16 protein-coding genes and 5 pseudogenes are annotated in these 19,106 nt (G+C 69.0%); 14 read left to right on the forward strand and 7 right to left on the reverse strand.

Annotated elements, in window-relative coordinates; all coding sequences use genetic code 11:
* The first annotated feature begins 30 nt into the window (after positions 1–30).
* Both ACFV7R_RS22580 and ACFV7R_RS22585 read left to right on the forward strand, forming a co-directional pair.
* A complete protein-coding gene (locus ACFV7R_RS22580) occupies positions 31–429 on the forward strand; it encodes an OB-fold nucleic acid binding domain-containing protein (RefSeq protein ID WP_079048543.1) in 399 nt (132 codons plus the stop codon).
* Positions 430–432: 3 nt separating this feature from the next.
* Positions 433–1,197 (forward strand): DUF3159 domain-containing protein, encoded by a 765-nt coding sequence (locus ACFV7R_RS22585; RefSeq protein WP_385266109.1) that lies wholly within the window; start codon positions 433–435, stop codon positions 1,195–1,197.
* A gap of 69 nt (positions 1,198–1,266) precedes the next feature.
* Here ACFV7R_RS22585 and ACFV7R_RS22590 read toward each other — a convergent pair whose 3' ends face one another.
* Both ACFV7R_RS22590 and ACFV7R_RS22595 read right to left on the reverse strand, forming a co-directional pair.
* A complete protein-coding gene (locus ACFV7R_RS22590) occupies positions 1,267–1,944 on the reverse strand; it encodes a TrkA family potassium uptake protein (RefSeq protein WP_224733555.1) in 678 nt (225 codons plus the stop codon).
* A complete protein-coding gene (locus ACFV7R_RS22595) occupies positions 1,944–2,615 on the reverse strand; it encodes an NAD-binding protein (RefSeq protein WP_385266111.1) in 672 nt (223 codons plus the stop codon). The genes ACFV7R_RS22590 and ACFV7R_RS22595 overlap by 1 nt, the downstream gene beginning before the upstream one ends.
* Before the next feature lie 410 nt (positions 2,616–3,025).
* On the opposite strand from ACFV7R_RS22595, the gene ACFV7R_RS22600 reads away from it, so the two are divergent.
* Together ACFV7R_RS22600 and ACFV7R_RS22605 are read left to right on the forward strand one after the other, a co-directional pair.
* On the forward strand, positions 3,026–5,074 hold the full coding sequence (locus ACFV7R_RS22600; RefSeq protein ID WP_385266114.1) for an APC family permease: 2,049 nt from the start codon (positions 3,026–3,028) through the stop codon (positions 5,072–5,074).
* A 73-nt stretch (positions 5,075–5,147) separates the two neighbouring features.
* On the forward strand, positions 5,148–6,488 hold the full coding sequence (locus ACFV7R_RS22605; RefSeq protein ID WP_385266117.1) for a class I SAM-dependent RNA methyltransferase: 1,341 nt from the start codon (positions 5,148–5,150) through the stop codon (positions 6,486–6,488).
* 363 nt (positions 6,489–6,851) lie between these two features.
* On the opposite strand, the pseudogene ACFV7R_RS22610 reads toward ACFV7R_RS22605, so the two are convergent.
* Positions 6,852–7,218: pseudogene (locus ACFV7R_RS22610) on the reverse strand (SDR family NAD(P)-dependent oxidoreductase); the annotation flags it as partial.
* A 192-nt stretch (positions 7,219–7,410) separates the two neighbouring features.
* Between ACFV7R_RS22610 and ACFV7R_RS22615 the strand changes: the two are divergent.
* The 3 genes and pseudogenes from ACFV7R_RS22615 to ACFV7R_RS22625 all read left to right on the forward strand — a co-directional run bounded on the left by ACFV7R_RS22615 (position 7,411) and on the right by ACFV7R_RS22625 (position 8,996).
* The gene (locus ACFV7R_RS22615) at positions 7,411–8,508 is read left to right on the forward strand and encodes an NmrA family NAD(P)-binding protein (protein WP_385266119.1); all 1,098 of its coding nucleotides are present in this window, start codon (positions 7,411–7,413) and stop codon (positions 8,506–8,508) included.
* Between the two features lie 55 nt (positions 8,509–8,563).
* Positions 8,564–8,761 (forward strand): annotated as a pseudogene (locus ACFV7R_RS22620) (ester cyclase); the annotation flags it as partial.
* Positions 8,762–8,807: 46 nt separating this feature from the next.
* Positions 8,808–8,996 (forward strand): ester cyclase, encoded by a 189-nt coding sequence (locus tag ACFV7R_RS22625; RefSeq protein WP_385266318.1) that lies wholly within the window; start codon positions 8,808–8,810, stop codon positions 8,994–8,996.
* 10 nt (positions 8,997–9,006) lie between these two features.
* Here ACFV7R_RS22625 and ACFV7R_RS22630 read toward each other — a convergent pair whose 3' ends face one another.
* On the reverse strand, positions 9,007–9,498 hold the full coding sequence (locus tag ACFV7R_RS22630; RefSeq protein ID WP_385266122.1) for a substrate-binding domain-containing protein: 492 nt from the start codon (positions 9,496–9,498) through the stop codon (positions 9,007–9,009).
* Positions 9,499–10,243: 745 nt separating this feature from the next.
* On the opposite strand from ACFV7R_RS22630, the gene ACFV7R_RS22635 reads away from it, so the two are divergent.
* Complete coding sequence (locus tag ACFV7R_RS22635; protein WP_385266124.1) at positions 10,244–10,813, forward strand: TetR/AcrR family transcriptional regulator; 570 nt, start codon at positions 10,244–10,246, stop codon at positions 10,811–10,813.
* A 42-nt stretch (positions 10,814–10,855) separates the two neighbouring features.
* On the opposite strand, the pseudogene ACFV7R_RS22640 reads toward ACFV7R_RS22635, so the two are convergent.
* Positions 10,856–11,251, reverse strand: a pseudogene (locus ACFV7R_RS22640) (TetR family transcriptional regulator); the annotation flags it as partial.
* A gap of 93 nt (positions 11,252–11,344) precedes the next feature.
* On the opposite strand from ACFV7R_RS22640, the gene ACFV7R_RS22645 reads away from it, so the two are divergent.
* Positions 11,345–12,160, forward strand: coding sequence for an oxidoreductase (locus tag ACFV7R_RS22645; protein WP_385266320.1), 816 nt, complete (start codon positions 11,345–11,347; stop codon positions 12,158–12,160).
* Between the two features lie 103 nt (positions 12,161–12,263).
* A complete protein-coding gene (locus tag ACFV7R_RS22650; protein ID WP_385266126.1) occupies positions 12,264–13,238 on the forward strand; it encodes an NAD(P)H-binding protein in 975 nt (324 codons plus the stop codon).
* 298 nt (positions 13,239–13,536) lie between these two features.
* Here ACFV7R_RS22650 and ACFV7R_RS22655 read toward each other — a convergent pair whose 3' ends face one another.
* The gene (locus ACFV7R_RS22655; RefSeq protein WP_385266129.1) at positions 13,537–13,950 is read right to left on the reverse strand and encodes a hypothetical protein; all 414 of its coding nucleotides are present in this window, start codon (positions 13,948–13,950) and stop codon (positions 13,537–13,539) included.
* Positions 13,951–14,054: 104 nt separating this feature from the next.
* Positions 14,055–15,620, reverse strand: a pseudogene (locus ACFV7R_RS22660) (putative T7SS-secreted protein); the annotation flags it as partial.
* Between ACFV7R_RS22660 and ACFV7R_RS22665 the strand changes: the two are divergent.
* From ACFV7R_RS22665 to ACFV7R_RS22680, 4 genes and pseudogenes are all read left to right on the forward strand, one after another.
* Positions 15,525–15,989 (forward strand): HAD hydrolase-like protein, encoded by a 465-nt coding sequence (locus ACFV7R_RS22665; RefSeq protein WP_385266131.1) that lies wholly within the window; start codon positions 15,525–15,527, stop codon positions 15,987–15,989. The pseudogene ACFV7R_RS22660 and the gene ACFV7R_RS22665 overlap by 96 nt on opposite strands.
* Before the next feature lie 49 nt (positions 15,990–16,038).
* Positions 16,039–16,629, forward strand: a pseudogene (locus tag ACFV7R_RS22670) (aminotransferase class IV); the annotation flags it as partial.
* A 447-nt stretch (positions 16,630–17,076) separates the two neighbouring features.
* On the forward strand, positions 17,077–17,787 hold the full coding sequence (locus tag ACFV7R_RS22675) for a HEAT repeat domain-containing protein (protein ID WP_385266133.1): 711 nt from the start codon (positions 17,077–17,079) through the stop codon (positions 17,785–17,787).
* Positions 17,781–18,818 carry a MerR family transcriptional regulator gene (locus ACFV7R_RS22680; RefSeq protein WP_385266136.1) on the forward strand — a complete coding sequence of 346 codons (1,038 nt, stop codon included), beginning with the start codon at positions 17,781–17,783 and terminating at the stop codon, positions 18,816–18,818. The genes ACFV7R_RS22675 and ACFV7R_RS22680 overlap by 7 nt, the downstream gene beginning before the upstream one ends.
* Positions 18,819–19,106: the final 288 nt, after the last annotated feature.

Genomic DNA, 19,106 nt, shown 5'->3' on the forward strand with positions numbered 1-19,106 from the left:
CTGTCGGTTGCACCCCGGTAGGCTTCAGACATGAGTGCTGTTCCTCGTTCCGAAAAGCCGGCGGGCCGGTTCCGGCGCATGCTTGACCGGCTCTCCTCTTCGCAGGAGGACCTGGAGTCCGAGGAACTGCGGGAGGACGCCGAGACCGCAGGCTGTACGCGGATCGGTGACTGCCACGACCGACAGATAGTGACGGTTACTGGTACCTTGCGCACGGTCACGCTGCGGCCGCGCGCGGGAGTCCCGGCCCTGGAGGCCGAGCTGTTCGACGGCTCCGCCGCACTCGACGTGGTGTGGCTCGGCAGGCGCTCCATCGTCGGGATAGAACCGGGGCGCAAGCTGATCGCATCGGGCCGGATCTCGATGAGCCGGGGCCGCCGGGTGCTCTTCAACCCGAAATACGAACTGAGACCCCTCGGACGGGAGTAGCCGGTGACGTCGCTCGACAAGCCGACTGAACACACCGAAGACACCGATCAGGACGCCCGCGCGGTCACGGAGGCCGCGCTGTTCGAGGCGTTCGGCGGCGTGCGGGGCATGGTCGAGACGGTGCTGCCGGGCCTGCTCTTCGTGACCATCTACACGATCAACAAGGACCTGCACCTGTCGGCGATCGCCGCCCTGGGCGTGTCCCTGCTGCTCGTCGTGGTCCGCCTGGCGATGAAGGACACCGTCAAGCACGCCTTCAGCGGTGTCTTCGGCGTGGCCTTCGGCGTCGTCTTCGCGATGATGACCGGCAATGCCAAGGACTTCTACCTGCCGGGCATGCTCTACACGCTGGGCCTGGCGCTGGCGTACATCATCACGACCCTGTGCGGTGTCCCGCTGATCGGCCTGATGCTCGGCCCGGTCTTCAAGGAGAACCTCTCCTGGCGCACCCGCAACCCCGGCCGCAAGAAGGCGTACGCCAAGGCCAGCTGGGCCTGGGGCCTGATTCTGCTCGCCAAGTGCGCGATCCTCTTCCCGCTGTACTGGTGGGCCGACACCACACAGCTGGGCTGGGTGCTGGTGACCCTGAAGATCCCGCCGTTCCTGCTGGCGGTCTGGCTGACCTGGGTCTTCCTGGCCAAGGCGCCGCCGCCCATCGACGTCTTCGCCGAGATGGAGGCCGAGGAGCGCGCCGAGCAGGAGCGTAAGGCCGCCCTTGCGGGGGAGCACGGGGAGCTGCCGACCGGCGCTCGCCACCGGCGGGACTGACAGCCGTCGATACGAGGATGGGGCGCCCTGAGATCTCAGGGCGCCCCATCCTCGTATCGACCGCGGGAGTCAGCTCGTCGCGTCTTCCCGCCGTACCGACAGCAGATCCTCCAGCTGCTCCTCCCGGGCCGGCGCGGCCACGAACAGCAGCTCGTCGCCCGCCTCCAGGGAGTCGTCCCGAGTGGGGGTGAGGACACGGGTGCCGCGGATGATCGTGACCAGGGAGGTGTCCTCCGGCCACTCCACATCGCCGACCTGGGTGCCGGCCAGGGCCGACTCGTCCGGCAGGGTCAGCTCGACGAGGTTGGCGTCGCCGTGGCTGAAGCGCAGCAGGCGGACCAGGTCGCCGACGCTCACCGCCTCCTCGACCAGGGCCGACATCAGGCGCGGGGTGGAGACGGCGACGTCCACGCCCCAGGCCTCGTTGAACAGCCACTCGTTCTTGGGGTTGTTGACCCGGGCGACGACGCGCGGAACGCCGTACTCCGTCTTCGCCAGCAGCGAGACGACCAGGTTCACCTTGTCGTCGCCCGTTGCGGCGATGACGACGTTGCAGCGCTGGAGCGCCGCCTCGTCCAGGGACGTGATCTCGCAGGCGTCGGCGAGCAGCCACTCGGCCTGCGGGACGCGCTCGACCGAGATGGCGGTCGGCGCCTTGTCGATGAGCAGGACCTCGTGGCCGTTCTCCAGCAGTTCACCGGCGATCGACCGGCCGACCGCGCCGGCTCCGGCAATGGCGACCCGCATCAGTGACCGCCCTCCTTCTCAGGGCCCTCGGCGAACGCCGCCTCGACCTTCTCGACGTCGTCCGAGCGCATCATCACGTGCACCAGGTCCCCCTCCTGCAACACCGTCTGCGAGGTGGGCAGGATGGCCTCGCCCAGGCGGGTGAGGAACGCCACGCGGACGCCGGTCTCCTCCTGCAGCCTGCTGATCTTGTGGCCGACCCAGGCGTTGGAGGCGTGCACCTCGGCGAGCTGGACGCCGCCGGTGGGGTCGCGCCACAGCGGCTCGGCACCGGACGGCAGCAGCCGGCGCAGCATCTGGTCCGCCGGCCAGCGGACCGTGGCGACCGTCGGGATGCCGAGGCGCTGGTAGACCTCGGCGCGCCGGGGGTCGTAGATGCGGGCCGCGACGTTCTCGACGCCGAACATCTCGCGGGCCACGCGGGCGGAGATGATGTTCGAGTTGTCACCGCTGGAGACGGCGGCGAAGGCGCCGGCCTCCTCGATTCCGGCCTCGCGCAGGGTGTCCTGGTCGTAGCCGACCCCGGTCACGCGGCGGCCGCCGAACGAGGATCCCAGGCGTCGGAAGGCGGTGGGGTCCTGGTCGATCACGGCGACCGTGTGCCCCTGTTGCTCCAGGGTCTGGGCGAGAGCGGAACCCACTCTGCCGCAGCCCATGATGACGATGTGCACGACCGTCCTTCCGAGATCAAGTTGCTGACTTGCCTTGATTAGGTTCTCAGACCGGCCACCAAGCTACACACGCACGGTCCGCGGAAGGCACCCCCGTGCACGGTTTGCCCAGATCAGCGGCGGCTGATGCTCCAGACGCTGAAGACAGTCAGGATTCCGAGGCCGACGAGTGCGGCGGTGGCGCCGATCCACTCCGCGGTTGCAGACATGGGACCTCCGATTGCAGGCGACGGGATGGTTCACGGGATGGTTCACGGGATGGTTTCTGACATAAGGGTTTTGTCATATAGGCATGGGGGTTGTCGTGCCGGCCGGACCCGTGGCCTGACGGCCCCGGTATTTCACTCGTGGGGCAGATGCCGGGAAGGCGGGTGGGCGAAGCCCTGTTCGAAGGCTTACGATCCTCTGTTGTGTCCAAACTGACCGACGTGCCCAAACGGATCCTGATCGGGCGCGCACTGCGCAGCGACCGGCTGGGCGAAACGCTCCTGCCGAAACGCGTCGCACTCCCCGTCTTCGCCTCCGACCCGCTGTCCTCCGTGGCGTACGCGCCCGGAGAGGTACTGCTGGTCCTCTCCATCGCCGGCGTGTCGGCCTACCACTTCAGCCCCTGGATCGCCGCCGCGGTCGTCGTGCTGATGTTCACGGTCGTCGCCTCCTACCGGCAGAACGTGCACGCCTATCCGAGCGGCGGCGGCGACTACGAGGTGGCGAACACCAATCTCGGTCCCAAGGCCGGCCTCACCGTCGCCAGCGCCCTGCTCGTCGACTACGTCCTGACGGTTGCCGTCTCCATCTCCTCCGGCATCGAGAACCTGGGCTCCGCGATCCCCTTCGTCGTCGAGCACAAGGTGTTCTGCGCGGTGGCCGTGATCCTGCTGCTGACGCTGATGAACCTGCGCGGGGTCAAGGAGTCCGGCACGCTCTTCGCGATCCCGACGTACGTCTTCGTCACGGGCGTCTTCGTCATGATCATGTGGGGCGCCTTCCGCGGGCTGGTGCTCGACGACACCATGCGGGCGCCGACCGCCGGGTACGAGATCAAGGCCGAACACGAGGGCCTCGCGGGCTTCGCCCTGCTCTTCCTGCTGCTGCGCGCCTTCTCCTCCGGCTGTGCCGCGCTGACCGGCGTGGAGGCGATCTCCAACGGCGTGCCGGCCTTCCGCAAGCCCAAGTCGAGGAACGCGGCCACCACGCTCGCGCTGATGGGCCTGCTCGCCGTCACCATGTTCTGCGGCATCATCGGCCTGGCGATGGCGTCCAACGTCCGGATGGCCGAGAACCCGGCCCACGACCTGCTCGACAAGGGCGTCCCGGTGGGCTCGGACTACGTCCAGAACCCCGTGATCTCGCAGGTCGCCGAGGCCGTCTTCGGCAAGGGCAGCATCCTGTTCATCGTGCTCGCCGCAGCCACCGCGCTGGTGCTCTTCCTCGCCGCGAACACCGCGTACAACGGCTTCCCGGTGCTCGGCTCGATCCTCGCCCAGGACCGCTACCTCCCGCGTCAGCTGCACACCCGCGGCGACCGCCTGGCGTTCTCGAACGGCATCGTGCTCCTGGCCGGCGCGGCCGCCCTCCTGGTGTGGGTCTACGGAGCCGACTCCACGCGTCTGATCCAGCTGTACATCGTCGGCGTGTTCGTGTCCTTCACGCTCAGCCAGACCGGCATGGTCCGCCACTGGAACCGCCACCTGGCCACCGAGCAGGACCCCGCCAAGCGCCGCCACATGATCCGCTCCCGCGCGATCAACGCGTTCGGTGCCTTCTTCACCGGTCTCGTCCTGGTCGTCGTCCTGGTCACCAAGTTCTCCCACGGCGCCTGGGTCGCGCTGCTCGGCATGGTGATCTTCTATGTGACGATGACGGCGATCCGCCGCCACTACGACCACGTCTCCCAGGAACTCGCCGCCCCCGAGGGCCCGAGCGACGACAGCCTGCGACCCTCGCGCGTGCACTCCGTGGTGCTGATCTCCAAGATCCACCGCCCCGCCCTGCGCGCCCTCGCCTACGCCAAGCTGCTGCGCTCGGACACGCTGGAGGCGCTCAGTGTCAATGTGGACCCGGCCGAGACCAAGGGTCTGCGCGAGGAATGGGAACAGCGCGGCATCGACGTACCGCTGAAGGTGCTCGATTCGCCGTACCGGGAGGTCACCCGGCCGGTCATCGAGTACGTCAAGAGCCTGCGCAAGGAGTCCCCGCGCGACGTGGTCTCCGTGATCATCCCGGAGTACGTCGTCGGCCACTGGTACGAGCACCTGCTGCACAACCAGAGCGCGCTCCGGCTGAAGGGCCGGCTGCTGTTCACACCGGGGGTCATGGTGACCTCGGTGCCCTACCAGCTGGCCTCGTCCGAGCTGGCCAAGAAGCGGGCCGGCAAGCGGCAGGAGTGGAACGCGCCGGGTTCGGTGCGGCGTGGTCCGGCGCAGGTGCGGCCGAAGGAGCCCAGCGCCAAGGACTGACGTGTGCAGGAGCACGTAGACTGGTGGGCTGTTGTCCAGCCGTAGTCCTTCTCATCTCTGGAGTCACCCCGCCATGCAGGCAGAACCGAAGAAGTCGCAGGCGGGGTCCCTGGTCGGGCGGGAGTACGAGGTCGAGATCGGCCCCGTCGCCCACGGCGGCCACTGCATCGCCCGCACCGAGTCGGGCCAGGTCCTGTTCGTCCGGCACGCGCTGCCCGGCGAGCGGGTCGTGGCCCGGGTGACCGAAGGTGAGGAGGGCGCTCGGTTCCTGCGCGCGGACGCGGTCGAGGTGCTCTCGGCGTCCAAGGACCGCATCGAGGCGCCCTGTCCCTACGCCGGTCCCGGCCGCTGCGGCGGCTGCGACTGGCAGCACGCGAAGCCGGGTGCCCAGCGGCGCCTCAAGGGCGAGGTGATCGCCGAGCAGCTGCAGCGGCTCGCGGGCCTGACGCCCGAGGAGGCCGGCTGGGACGGCACGGTGATGCCGGCCGAGGGCGACAAGCTGCCCGCCGGACAGGTGCCGCAGTGGCGGACGCGGGTGCAGTACGCGGTGGACGCCGACGGCCGTGCGGGCCTGCGGCGGCACCGGTCGCACGAGGTGGAGCCCATCGACCACTGCATGATCGCCGCCGAGGGGGTCAGCGAGCTCGGCATCGAGAAGCGCGACTGGACCGGCATGGCCTCGGTCGAGGCGATCGCGGCGACGGGTTCGCAGGACCGCCAGGTGATTCTGACGCCCCGGCCGGGCGCGCGCCTGCCCCTCGTGGAACTGGACAAGCCCGTGTCCGTCATGCGGGTGGAGGAGAAGGACGGCGGGGTGCACCGCGTCCACGGCCGGCCCTTCGTCCGCGAGCGCGCGGACGGGCGTACCTACCGAGTCGGCAGCGGCGGCTTCTGGCAGGTCCATCCCAAGGCCGCGGACACGCTGGTGACGGCCGTGATGCAGGGCCTTCTCCCGCGCAAGGGCGACATGGCGCTCGACCTCTACTGCGGCGTCGGCCTGTTCGCGGGCGCGCTCGCCGACCGGGTCGGCGACCAGGGCGCGGTCCTCGGCATCGAGTCCGGCAAGCGGGCCGTCGAGGACGCCCGGCACAACCTCGCCGACTTCGACCGGGTCCGCATCGAGCAGGGCAAGGTCGAGTCGGTCCTGCCGCGCACCGGGATCACCGAGGTCGACCTCATCGTCCTGGACCCGCCCCGGACCGGGGCCGGCCGGAAGACCGTCGAGCACCTGTCGTCGCTGGGCGCGCGTCGCATCGCGTACGTCGCGTGCGATCCGGCGGCACTGGCGCGGGATCTGGGGTACTTCCGGGACGGGGGGTACCGGGTGCGGACGTTGCGGGCGTTCGATCTGTTTCCGATGACGCATCATGTGGAGTGCGTTGCCATCCTTGAGCCGGTGGCTAAGGGCTCCTGACCTGCGGTTTTGTGCGTGCGCATTATGTGCGGCGTGGGCGTTACGGGCGATATCCTGACTGAAATGACGCTCGTGACGCTCATTTGACGCTCGTTCTGATGCAGTGTCAGACGGCTTGTCGGGCAGGTCGGACCCGGTCAAGGTGGCGAGCATCGATGGGGCGCCGAGGGTCGGCGACGCTGAGCGCTGACCTACTGAGTCCTGCTGGTCAGATGTCCCGGAAGAGACCAGGTAGGTCCGTGACCCGCCGCGCTTGCTGGGCCTGGGCTGCTGAGCTGCGCAAATTAGCTTTCTGCTCTCCCCGAGTTCCCGAGTGTGAGCTGGTGTTCGGGCATCGATGCGCCCCGTGCCGCGTCTCGTCCATCAGTGAGGTGCCATGCGGAGCGCGCCGTCGAGGCGGATGACCTCGCCGTTGAGCATGGGGTTCCCGGCGATGTGCCGTACCAGGGCGGCGGACTCGGCCGGGTCGCCGAGGCGCGCGGGGTGGGGGACCTGCCGTGCGAGGGAGTCACTGGCCTCCTGAGGCAGTCCTGCCATGAGTGGTGTGTCGAACAGGCCGGGTGCGATCGAGACCACGCGGATGAGGTGCTGGGCGAGTTCCCGGGCGGCGGGGAGGGTGAGGGCGGCCACCCGCCCTTGACGCAGCGTAGGCGGCCTGGCCGATCCGGCCGCCGTAGGCGGCGGCCGAAGAGGTCGCGACGAGGACGCCGCGCTCGCCGTCCACCGGCTCGGATTCGGGCGAAGGCGTCCAGGTGCAGTGGCCCACTGTGGGAAGCATGCGGCCGGGTGTCGCGATGACCGGGCCGGCGCCCGCGAGCCCCTCGGCGACGGCTGCCCCGGTGAGGATGTCTGCTTGCCGCCCGGAAACCGATCGGTGTACCGTGCTGGAAACCGATCGGTTTCCACCTTGGAGTCAAAAACCATGCCTGCTCATGCCACCTCCTCCATCTTCGTCATCGGCGGCACAGGGGCCCAGGGGATGCCTGTTGTCCGCGCTCTTGTCGCGGACAAGAAGTACTCCGTCAAGGTCCTCACCCGGGACGCCAGTTCCCCCCGAGCCCAGGCGCTCGTCGCGCTCGGCAACGTCTCCATCCTCGAAGGGACGTTCGCTGACGAGGACGTACTGCGCGAAGGATTTCGCGGCTGCGACGGGGCGTTCATCAACATCGACGGGTTCAACACCGGCGAGAAAACGGAGACCTACTGGGCCATCCGCACGTATGAGATAGCGATCGAAGAAGGTGTCAAGTTCTTCGTCTACGGAAACCTCGACTACGCCCTCAAGAAGTCGGGCTACGACTCGAGGTTCCGCACCGGCCACTATGACGGCAAGGGCCGTATGGCCGAATGGGTGCTGTTCCAGAACGAAAAGAACAGGGACCGGATGGGAGCGGCGGTCTTCACCTCGGGTCCCTATATCGAGATGGTGATCTCACCGCTCACGCCCATGACGCCCACCGTCGAGGACGGTGTCGTCACGTGGCGAGTCCCGCTCGGCGAGGGGGCCGTCCCGCACGTGGCTCTGGAAGATTGCGGCTTCTATGTCCGCTGGCTCTTCGACCACCCGGAACGAGCCAACGGCATGGACCTCGAAGTCGCCATCGAGCACATGACCTATGCCGACATGGCCGCGGCATTCGAGAAGGTCACCGGACACCCGGCGCAGTACATCGACACCGATCTGGACGCGTATTGGAACAGTCCGGACCTGACGGGGATTGCAGATCACCCTGCCGGGTACAACGCCGACCCCGACGACAAGAGCACCATGAGCTTCCGTGAAAATTTCACCGGCTTCTGGAATGTATGGAAGCACGGGATCATCACCAGGGACTACGCCCTGCTCGACGAAATTCACCCCGACAGGATCAGAAGCGCCGAGGAGTGGTTCCGTCGGGAGGACCAGTTGGGCAGGGAACTCGGCAAGGGAAGTCTCTGGGAGAGGGTCCAGCCGGAGAACTGGAGCATGGACTCCGCGGTTCTCAAGAGCAGCGCGGACTTCAGGACGGGAAAGTTGTAGACGGACCGGTCTCACGTAGTTCTCTGAATCACTCACGCTCCCCCCGGCGAGCGAGATGGTCCGCTCGGCCACCAGCACCGCGCTGCGGGTCGCGGCGCGCGAGTTGGAGTTCTACGACACCGGCGACGTCGACGGGGCGGACGAGGTGTTCGCCTCGAATGTGATCGACCACAACCCCGCCACTGACGCCGCCTCGGGCATCGACGGCATGCGAGCGTCGATCGCCGCGGTCCGTGACGGATTCACCGACATACAGCACCGGATCCTTATTCCAGCAGGAGCTTCCTGGCGGCTGGGTGGTGCTCCACTGGCGCATGACCGGGACCCACACCGGAGACGCCTTCGGGTTCGCTGCCAGCGGCAACCCGGTCGACATCGACGGGCAGGACATCATGCGCGTCGTCGATGGCAAGATCACCGAGATCTACCACGTCGAGGAACTGCTCAAGCTCACCCAGCAGATCAGCGGCGGCGCGCAGTCGGCCTGAAGGGCGTCGGCTACGTCGTCTCACCCTGGATGAGGGCGAGGATGTCGCCCGCGCCAGGTCGCCCCGGCACTGCCGGAGCCGGGGCCGGAGCGCCGACCGTCGAGAGGATGCCGACGGTGAGATTGCCGGCCGCCGCGGTGAGGTCCATCCCGATGGTGGTCAGGGCCGGTACGGCGAGCGAGCTCACGGGGATGTCGTCGACGCCGATGAGGGCCAGGTCGTCCGGGACCTCGATGTGCTGCGTGCGGCAGCTCGCCAGGACGGCGAGAGCGATCAGATCGTTGAACGCGGCGACCGCCGTGACCGGGGTGGCGCCCCGCGTCCACTCCGCGACGGCGGCCCGGGCGCCGGCCCGCGAGTAGCGCATGTTGACCACCTGCGGCGCCGGCAGTCCCAGATCGCGGCAGACCCGGGTGGCTCCCTCCAGGCGTGGCAGACAGAAGGGCCGCTCTCGCGGGTCGTCCAGCGCGACGTAGCCGATGTGCCGGTGCCCGCGGGTCACGAGGTGGTCGATCAGATGTCTTCCTGGCACAGCTCGGCCAGCGGCGTGGCCGTCCCGGCATGGTGCAGGTACACGCAGGTGTAACCGGCCTCGACTCGGTGTTGGTGCGCTCCACGACGATCCGGCGGGAGGACTGGCGGCGCCTGGCCTCGCCTCAGGCACCGGGAACGAGCCGCCGGAGCTCGCGGTCGCCGACTGCTATGAGCGGGCGCTGCGGGCGTTGGTGACGGGGTGGCGGGACAGCGAGGGGTCGGTCGCGGGGCTCGCAGCCTCATAGGGGGTTGGTCCGCGACTCGGGCCCGCGACTCGGGCTTGCGCGTGGAAACCGATCAGTTTACGGTGATGAAACTGATCGGTTTCTCGTCGTGCGGGCGGGCGAGTTCCGGACTCGAGTCACGAGGAGCACGGATGACTGCCGCGCGCGACGTCGAGGGGTAACTGCCGCACTGTTCGGCTTCGGCGTACCGGGGTGGTGCGACCGCAAGGCGCTGCACCGCATCCCGGTGGAGACGACGCCCGAGAAGGCGGCGGCCCCGGCATGGCGCAAGCCGCCCTCCGCATCCCCCAGGACGGGGCCATCGCTCGGAGTGGCCCCGGTGTGTGTCGCCCTGCCGCGGACGACGGGCACGCACGCCACCAGGGCTCGGCGACGGTCTTCCCCCAGGCCGTCGCCGAGCCTCCGCGCGGACGCCACCCTGGAAACCGATCGGTTTTCATTTGCTTCCCTTTGGGTTAACCTCGCGGTATGACCACCGAAGTGAAGCGAAGCCCCAGGGAGCGGCTGCTGGAGGCGGCGGCCACACTCACCTACCGAGACGGCGTCGGCATCGGCGTCGAGGCGCTGTGCAAGGCGGCGGGGGTGTCGAAGCGCTCCATGTACCAGCTGTTCGAGAGCAAGGACGAACTGCTGGCAGCGAGCCTGGAGCAACGCGCTTCCGCCTTCGTGGCGACACTCCTGCCCGCGGCGGACGATGGCCGGTCAGCACGCGAGCGGATCCTGCACGTCTTCGAGCAGGTGGAACGGCAGGCCGGCGCGCCGGAGTTCCGGGGCTGCCGGTACCTGGCTGTGCAGATCGAGCTCAAGGACCAGAGCCACCCCGCGAGCCAGGTGGCCCACCGGGTCAAGGGAAACTTGACGGGCTTTTTCCGCGCCGAGGCCGAACGGGGCGGCGCGAGCAACCCCGACCTGCTGGCCCGGCAGCTCAGCCTGGTCTTCGACGGCGCCAGCGCCCGCGCGGGGATCGGAGCCGACAATCTCACCGGGCTCATCGCCCCGACGGTGGTCACCCTGCTCGACGCGGCGGGCGTGCGCTGACGGATCGCCCCTCCGGAAAGCTTCCCCGCCTTCCGGCGTCTGGGGGAGTCCCATAGCCGCAAGCGTGTTGCCGAGCATGCCGCAGGCGAAGAAGCCTGCGGTCCGGTCGGCATCGGCACCCAACGACAGGTGCACGGTCTCCCAGATCCTCATCCAGCCGGCCCGGACGACCTCGCCGATCAGGTCATCGCCCTGCGCCTCGGCGGCCGCCACGGTGACGTATCCCTGCATCTGCATCAGGAGCGTTTCGGGGTGCGTCGAGATCAGGCGCGCGTAAGCGTCCGTCATGGCCTGGCGGGCCCGTTCGCCGCCCTCCACCCCGTCGGCCGCCCTGGCGATCGCCGCGGTGGTGGTGCCGTGGTAGTCGGCGATCGCGAACTCGGCGATCGCCGCGCGGATGACGCTCTCGCGCCTCTCCTGCGCACTGATCCTGCCCATGCCGTCCTTCTCCCTGCTTGAACTTGCATGCGGAAACCGATCGGTTTACGGTGACGGAAACCGATCGGTTTTTCAATGAGTGCGGGAGTCATGATGACGACAGATCGGCCGGTGGCACTCGTGACGGGTGCGTCATCCGGCATCGGGAAGGAAACCGCGCTCGCACTGGTCGCAGCGGGTTTCGACGTGGTCGGCACAAGCCGGGACACCTCACGCGTCACCCCGCTCGACGGTGTGACGTTCCTCGACCTCGACGTGGCCGACGACGCCTCGGTCGCCGCGGCGGTCCAGGAGGTGAGCGAGCGGTTCGGGCGGATCGACGTCCTGGTCAACAACGCCGGCGTCGGCTCGATGGGTGCGGCGGAGGAAACCTCTGTCGAGCAAGCTCAGGCTGTCTTCGACACCAACGTCTTCGGGGTCATGCGCATGGTGACGGAGGTCCTGCCGTACATGCGCGCCCAGAAACGCGGACGCATCATCAACATCTCGTCCGTACTCGGATTCATGCCCCAGCCGTACATGGCCGTCTACGCCGCCTCCAAGCACGCGATCGAGGGCTACTCCGAGTCCCTGGACCACGAGGTCCGGGAGTACGGCATCCGGTCGCTTCTCGTCGAACCCGCCTACACCAGGACCGGATTCGAGGCCAACAGCGCGAAGCCCGACACACCCCTGCACGCCTACGCGAAGCAGCGGCAGACCGTCGACCGCGTGATGGCGGAGGCGATCAGGGACGGCGACGCACCCGCCGTCGTCGCCAAGACGATCGTCGCTGCGGCGACCGACGCCAGGCCGAAGCTGCGCTACACCGCCGGCCCCACGGCCGGACGCGTGAGCACGCTGCGCCGTCTCGTTCCCGCCCGGGCCTTCGACAAGCAGATCCGCAAGATCAACCGCCTGGCGGTCTGACGCGCAGGCTCACGTGGAGAGGGCCACCCGGCACGACGGTCGCCGCCCACCGACCCACCCTTCCGGACAACTGCCCCACCCCAACCAGACAGAGGACACCTTGATGCCAGAGCGCAATCCCATCCTGATCACCGGTGCCGCCGGGGAGATCGGTGGTGTGAGCCGGATGATGGTCGACATGCTGCTCGAACAAGGGCACCCCGTGCGCGCGTTCGTACGGCAGGACGATGAACGCGCCCACTCGCTCCGCCAGGCCGGGGCGGAGGTCTTCGTCGGTGACCTGCTCACCATCGCCGACGTGACCGCCGCGCTGAAGGGCGTCCGGCGCCTCTACTTCAGCATGAGCTTGTCGCCGTACTACACCGATGCGGTCAGCCTGATGGCCGCGGCGGCGCGGGCCCAGGGCGACATCGAGGTCTTCGTCAACATCTCCGAGTACGAGCAGTCGTTCATGACCTTCGACCACATGACCGCGCCGGAGGAGGAGCGGCGCGCGCGGCTCGGCGGAATCGTCGCCGACTGGTCGCCGCAGCAGCGGGCCCACTGGGTCGCCGAGCGGGTGCTGGAGTGGTCCGGCCTCCCGACGGTCAACATCCAGGCGGGCTTCTTCGTCGAGAACCCCATCATGACCTGGCTGGCCCTCAGCTCACTGGCCGACGGTGAACTGCGCCTGCCCTTCGCCGACCACCGGCTCGCACCCATCGCCGGTTACGACGTCGCGGAACTGTGCGCGAAGATCCTGGCCGACCCGGCGCCGCACATCTCCAAGTCCTACGCGCTCACCGGCCCGGAGTTCAAGGACATGCACGGGATCGCGGAGGACTTCGCGGCCGTGCTGGGACGCCCGGTCACTTACGTTCCCGAGGACATCGAAACCTGGAACGAGACCTACGTGGACACCCACATGTCCGCGTACCCGCACATCGCGGAGCACCTGAAGACCCTGACCCGGATCATCGGCCGCGGAGGGTACGGCGGCATCACCGACGAGCTGGAGACCCTGCTCGGACGCCCGGCGAAGACCGTGCGGTGGGCGCTGGAGAACCACCCGCGCATCCGGAAGCTGGCGGCCGCCTGAGCCGCTGAGCGGTCCGGAGCGGAACGAGGACGCCACGCCGGAGTCTTCGGCTCGAAGACTCCGGCGGGTTCGCTGTCGGAGCACCGGTCGCCGGAGTCTCGCCGACGCCTCCGGCCTCGTTGTCGCGGTCCGCATGTATGAAGCGCATCCGCGATCCGCTCCGGCGGACAACTGAGACCCAGAACCGAGACCACACACGTCGAAAGGGCCCCACCGTGAACGGTCGTGCCCTTCGACATCGTGCCCGGTGAGGCACTGAGGCGGCCGTTCGTATGGCGGCGGCCGGCGACCTTCGGGCTCAGACGTCGGCTGGATCGGGTGCGTCGTCCCACCAGTTCGGCTCTTCTTCTTGCGCCTGGTCCGGGATCTCGACGGGATGGGTGAAGCGCCACATGGCCGTTGCCTCAGTCTCGGGACGAACGGTTTCCTTGAGGCCATGATGGTCGCAGTGGGGACACGCCTCGATGACTTCGCGGTTGTACACCCAACGAATATCTGCGGACAGCCGACGGAAGCTGCTGAGCGCGAGGGGGGCCTCATGCCAGCGGGGGACCTCGTACTCAGGAATGGCGTGGTGGAGTTCGATAGCCTTGTCGATCTTCCCGTTGAGAACGGTCACCGAGGCAGAGGCGGCCTCCGGCGGCCCCATCCGCGCGTTGCGCTCTTTCCAGGCTGCGGCGGAGTCTGCGGCCCGCCACACGAAACAGATCATCTGTCCAGGGGTGTATCCATTCGCGAATCCCTTGCGGATGACGTCCGTGAGCTCTTCCCTCCGTGCCTCCGGGACTTCGGGACTTCGGGATAGTCGTACTTCTTGGTGCGGTGGCCGGTTTCGGGGTCGGGTTCCGTGCAGGTCAGGGTGATCTTGACGTGGCCGGCTTCGCCGCCTTCGGCGACGACGCGGTCGCGGTCGTCGTAGGCGTAGTCGTAGCGGCTGTTGTTGGAGTCGATCCAGGCGGTGACGCGGCGGCGGTCGTCGTAGACGAAGGTGGTGGTGGCTCCTGAGGGTTTGGTGACCGTGGTGAGGTTGCCGTCCTGGTAGCCATAGCGCATCAGGGGCAGGTCCGTGCCCGCCTCGCCCGCGCCGGTCAAGGAGAGCGCAGTGATCCGGCCGTCGGCGGTGGTCAGTTTCACGTGGTGGCCGGCCGAGTGGACGAGGGCCAGCGGCAGGCCGTCGTCGGCGCGGTCGATGGTGATGGTGTGGCCGTTGCGTTCGGTGACGGATGTCAGCCAGGCGGTTCCGTCGCCGCCGGGTTCGCCGCCGGGCGGGGCGGTGAAGTGGCGGGTCAGGCCGGTGTCGGGGTAGGTGATGGTGTAGTCGCCGTCGGCGTCGCGGGCCAGGAGGGTGTGCGCGGTGCCGGACTCGGGGCGGGTGGGGGCGCCGGGGACGGGGTGCGGGTAGGGGATGAGGAGGCCGTCGGCGGTGATGTGGACGACGCCGACCGGGTCGATCTCCAGGCGCTCGTCGACGGTGGACGTCCAGGAGGGGCCGAGGAAGCGGCCGGCCGTGCAGCCGGACTCGGTGCGGCGGGTGAAGACCAGGGGCAGGATGCCGGGGATCGCCAGGTCGGTCTGGGGCAGGAACATCCGGCCGGAGGCGAGGTCGACGGGGTCGGTGCCGTCGGTGGTGCGCTCGCCGTCGGGGCGGTTGTGGGTGCCGTCGGGGGCGTCGTCGATCAGCTTGCGCGCGCGTGCGGCGTCCGCGGCGATGCGCACGCCCTTGACCGCGGCACCGCCTCCGCCGGTGGCCGCGGTCAGCGCGGCATCCGGCAACAGACGGCCGAAGTCCTCGTAGGGGTCCTTCATGAAGTCGCTGACCATCTGCTTGCCGGTGCCGACCGGGTCGTCGGCGGCGACCACCAGTCCGGCGGCGAGGCTGTTGAGGTTGGTGGCGTACTCGGCGGGGTGGGTGAGGTTGTACGGGTCCAAGGGGTTGATCCCGCGCACGAAGTTCACCAGCCCCGCGGTGCCCTTGATGATGCCGCCGCCGACGTGGTCTCCCATGATCTGGAATTCCTGGATCCCGTCGCCCAACTGCTCGGCGTACGACGGCTTCTCGGGAGCCAGGTCCCGCGCGGCGCGGACCGCGCTGCGGGCGGTCTCCGCGGTCGTGTTCCGCTGCTTGCGGGCGTCGGCGAGGATGTCCTGCGCGTCCTGCATCAGCTTCTTGCCGGGGTCGTCGAACGTCGCGGCGGGGCGCGGCGGGAGCGTGGCGGGGTCGCGCTGGTCGGCGGGCTGGGCGTTGTAGCGGTCGACCGCCTTGTTGTAGTCGTCGACCTTTTTGCGGTGCGCGTCGGCGGCCTCCTCGGACGCCTTCACGCCCTCCTTCCACTTGTCGATCGCCGTCTGCGCCTGCCCCTGCGCCCACGTCACGGTCCCGGCCGGGCGACAGGGGAGTCGTACGCCGCCGAGGACCTCTCCCGGCGGCTGGGCCGCGCCCTGATCGCGTGTGAACTCCAGGAGCGGCGGCGGGACAAGCACCGCCTGGCCTCGGCGGAACCGCTGAGGCCAGGCGTGGCCCGCCTGCTGGAGAGCGCAGGCAGCCAGGGCATCGCCTGCGCGGTCGTCTCCAGTTCCGAGCGCGCCTGGGTCCGCGGCCACCTCGACCGCCTGGGCGTCCGGGACCGGTTCGCCGAAGTGGTCACCGGCGAACAGGTCCGGGCCCGCAAGCCCGCGCCCGACCTGTACCTGCGGCCGATCTCGTGCTCGACAGCCTGGAGCACTTCTCAACCACCAAGTCCCCAAAGGTGAAATCCGTATGACGACAGAAACAGAAACGCCCGGCGCCCCCATGTCCATCATGGACTCGCTGGTGCGCACGGACGGCGACGGGCCCGACTGGCTCTGGCGCAGCGACTCCCTGGTGCCCTGGGCCGAGGCCAGTGTGCACGTCAACGCTGTGGGTCACGCCTCGGTCGCGGCGGTCTTCGAGGGCATCAAGGCGTATGTCTCGCACGACGGGAGCGGCCTGCTGGTCTTCCGGCTGGACGAGCACCTCAAGCGCCTGTACGACTCGGCTCGCATCGTCCGCCTCCACATCCCCTACGACCTGCCGACGCTGCGCGAGGCCGTCCTGGACGTCCTGCGCGCCAACCGGTACCGCGAGGACGTGTACCTGCGGCCCTGGGCGTTCCCGGCGGGCGTCATCCAGGAACAGATGGTTCCGGCCGGTGTCACCTGCGAAGTGGTCGTCGACAGCTGGACGTTCACGAGCGGTCTGGGCACCGAGCGCGGCTGTCGGGCGGCGGTCAGCTCCTGGACCCGCATCAACGAGGCGTCCATGCCCCCGCGGGTCAAGGCGTTCTCCAACTACCACAACGGCCGCCTCGCGATGATCGAGGCGCGGGAGAACGGCCATGACTGGCCCATCCTCCCCTCGGACCACCAGGACCCGACAGAGACCGACGGGGTCATTGCTTCGTCTGGTGTCCGGCCCTGGGGTGAGCCGGCTCAGCAGGCGCCCGGTCACCGGCAGTTGTGGTCCAATCTATCGCCGACTGCCTTCACCACACCGTGCGTTGAGCCACCCCACGCCCACGGAAGGTCACGGTCATGTCGCGTTCGCCCGTGTCACCCTCCGCACCCCCGCTCACCCGCCCCCGGCCGGCCCCCGGCGTCGCAGGAATTCGGCGTCTTCCGTCTCGGCGCAGAGCCGCCGCACACCACGCTCATGCCGTACGCCGACGTCCCGCAGGCCCTCGCCGCCGACCGCACCCGCTCGCCGTACCGGCTGATCCTCGACGGCATGTGGAAGTGCCCGGACTGCGCCCATGACCAGCGGATCTCCTGAATCGCCGGTCACGGCTTGACCTTGACACAGTGGCAAGGTGTCTCCTGGGTGCAGGAGGTGGTTTCGATCAACCCGACAAACGGAACCCCACAGAACGCCCGCGTGGCCAACGCCCTGAGCGCCGAGGACTCGTCGGTCCGGCTTCAGGCGGCCCTGGCGGTCGGCTCGAACCCCGACCCCGGCTTCCTGGAGACACTCGTCGAGCGGTGCGCGGTCGAGCCGGACTTCTTCGTGCGGGACATGCTGTCCTGGGCGCTGACCCGCCTCTCGCCGGAGATCACCCTGCCCCGGATTCGCCAGGAACTCGACTCCGAGCGCACTCGGGCCCGCAGCCAGGCGTTGCACACGCTCTCCAAGATCGGCGACAAGAGCGCGTGGTCCTGGATCACGCACGACATGCTGCGCGACGCCGACGACGAGGTCGCGCGGACCGCGTGGCGCGTCGCGGTCGTCCTCGTGCCCGAGGACGAGAAGAAGGATTTGGCCGACGAACTGGTCATGCAGCTCGGCCGCGGCGACCGCAATGTGCAGCTGAGCCTGAGCCGGGCCCTCGTCGACCTCGGCGACATGACCAAGCCCGCCCTGGACAAGGCCGCGGCGAGTCCCGACCCGGTGGTGGCCGCACACGCTCGTGCCACCGAGCTGCTCCGGCGGAACCCGGAGACCGGTTTCGACGCGGCCATCGACGAGGCGAAGCGAGTCGTCGCACTCGGCCCGGAACGAGCCGCTGCCTCCGCCGCGGAGACCGCGGAGTGCTGATCGGTGAAGTGGCCCGTCACTCAGGGGTGAGCCCCCGGATGCTCCGGCACTACGACGCCCTTGGGCTGGTGCGACCGACCGGTCGCACCGTCGGCGGCTACCGCGAGTACTCCGCCGAGGACGTCCGCAGGATCTTCCACGTGGAGGGCCTGCGGTCCCTCGGGCTCTCGCTCAAGCAGATCGGGCAGGCGCTGGAGGACCCGGCCTTCACACCGTCCGCCTTGGTCAGCGACCTCATCCGGTGGACGGAAGACCGCTTGGAGCGGGAACGGCAGTTGCTCGAGCGTCTCCGCGCGATCGATGCGTCGGCGCCTATGGGCTGGCAGGACGTCCTGCGCATCGTCGAGCTCATGCAGGGGCTCGACTCGACCAGCGCCGCGCGCAGGCAGCAGGCCGTTCTGGCCCGGCCGGGGGGCGTGTCGGTTCCCGCCGAGGTGCTGGCCGGGGCGGTCCTGGCCGAATCCGATCCCAACGTCGCGGGCGCCCTGCGCTGGGCGCTCGCCCGATCGGGCGGTGACGGCGTGGCGGCACTGGCCGCCGGCGTGCACTCGGAGGACGTCGACATCCGGCGGCGCGCGGTGCTGGCGATCGCCGAGATGGCCGATGCCCCTGGGGCGACCGCGGTGCTTGCGGACGCGCTCGGGGACCCGGACACGACGGTGCGCAGGTACGCGGCTCTCGCGTTGGGCAGGCGTGGCGTGACCGGGGCCGTGCCGACACTTGTCGGCATGGTGGTCGAGGGCTCCAACGACGTCGAAGCGGCGGAGGTCCTCGGAACGTTGTCCCAGGATCCCGGGCGTGCGGACCGGATTCTGACCGCACTGGTCGACGAACTCTCAGCGCCCACCGCGGACTCCGCGACGCGTATACGCCTGACCCAGGCGCTGGTCGAGCTGCCGGGGACCACCGCGCAGGAAGTCCTGCGCCGACTGGCCCACGACGACGACCGCGCCGTCGCCCTCGTTGCCTCGGCCTTCGTCACGGTTCTCGACGAGCGGTTTCCCGGAGACCGAGGCGACAAGGATTCCTGAAGGCGCGCGACCGAGGTGCTGCGGCACCCTGTCCCTACGGTATGCAGCCCCTGGAGTGGGCGCGAACTCGTCCTTCGCCTTCTGTCGGGCCGCACGGCGACAGACCGTCTTGACGCTCGTCCTGATGGCCTTTCAGGTGCATGGCCGCGTGGGTTGCCCCGACTGACGATGATCTACGATCGCAACCTTGTCCGGCTTGCCGGCAATGGTCCGGCCGACGTCAGGCCGCTGCGTTCTCGGAGACGGCGGCACCTTGACGTCGAGTGGCTCGCACGACGGGCTTTCACG

This window comes from Streptomyces sp. NPDC059866 (assembly GCF_042731325.1).
Lineage (GTDB): Bacteria > Actinomycetota > Actinomycetes > Streptomycetales > Streptomycetaceae > Streptomyces > Streptomyces flavusporus.

Bases quoted from the DNA above. Each gene is read 5' to 3' on its own strand.
- ACFV7R_RS22580 (WP_079048543.1), top strand. From the start codon at position 31: ATGAGTGCTGTTCCTCGTTCCGAAAAGCCGGCGGGCCGGTTCCGGCGC.
- ACFV7R_RS22590 (WP_224733555.1), bottom strand. From the start codon at position 1,944: ATGCGGGTCGCCATTGCCGGAGCCGGCGCGGTCGGCCGGTCGATCGCC.
- ACFV7R_RS22605 (WP_385266117.1), top strand. From the start codon at position 5,148: ATGCAGGCAGAACCGAAGAAGTCGCAGGCGGGGTCCCTGGTCGGGCGG.
- ACFV7R_RS22615 (WP_385266119.1), top strand. From the start codon at position 7,411: ATGCCTGCTCATGCCACCTCCTCCATCTTCGTCATCGGCGGCACAGGG.
- ACFV7R_RS22635 (WP_385266124.1), top strand. From the start codon at position 10,244: ATGACCACCGAAGTGAAGCGAAGCCCCAGGGAGCGGCTGCTGGAGGCG.
- ACFV7R_RS22645 (WP_385266320.1), top strand. From the start codon at position 11,345: ATGACGACAGATCGGCCGGTGGCACTCGTGACGGGTGCGTCATCCGGC.
- ACFV7R_RS22650 (WP_385266126.1), top strand. From the start codon at position 12,264: ATGCCAGAGCGCAATCCCATCCTGATCACCGGTGCCGCCGGGGAGATC.
- ACFV7R_RS22655 (WP_385266129.1), bottom strand. From the start codon at position 13,950: ATGATCTGTTTCGTGTGGCGGGCCGCAGACTCCGCCGCAGCCTGGAAA.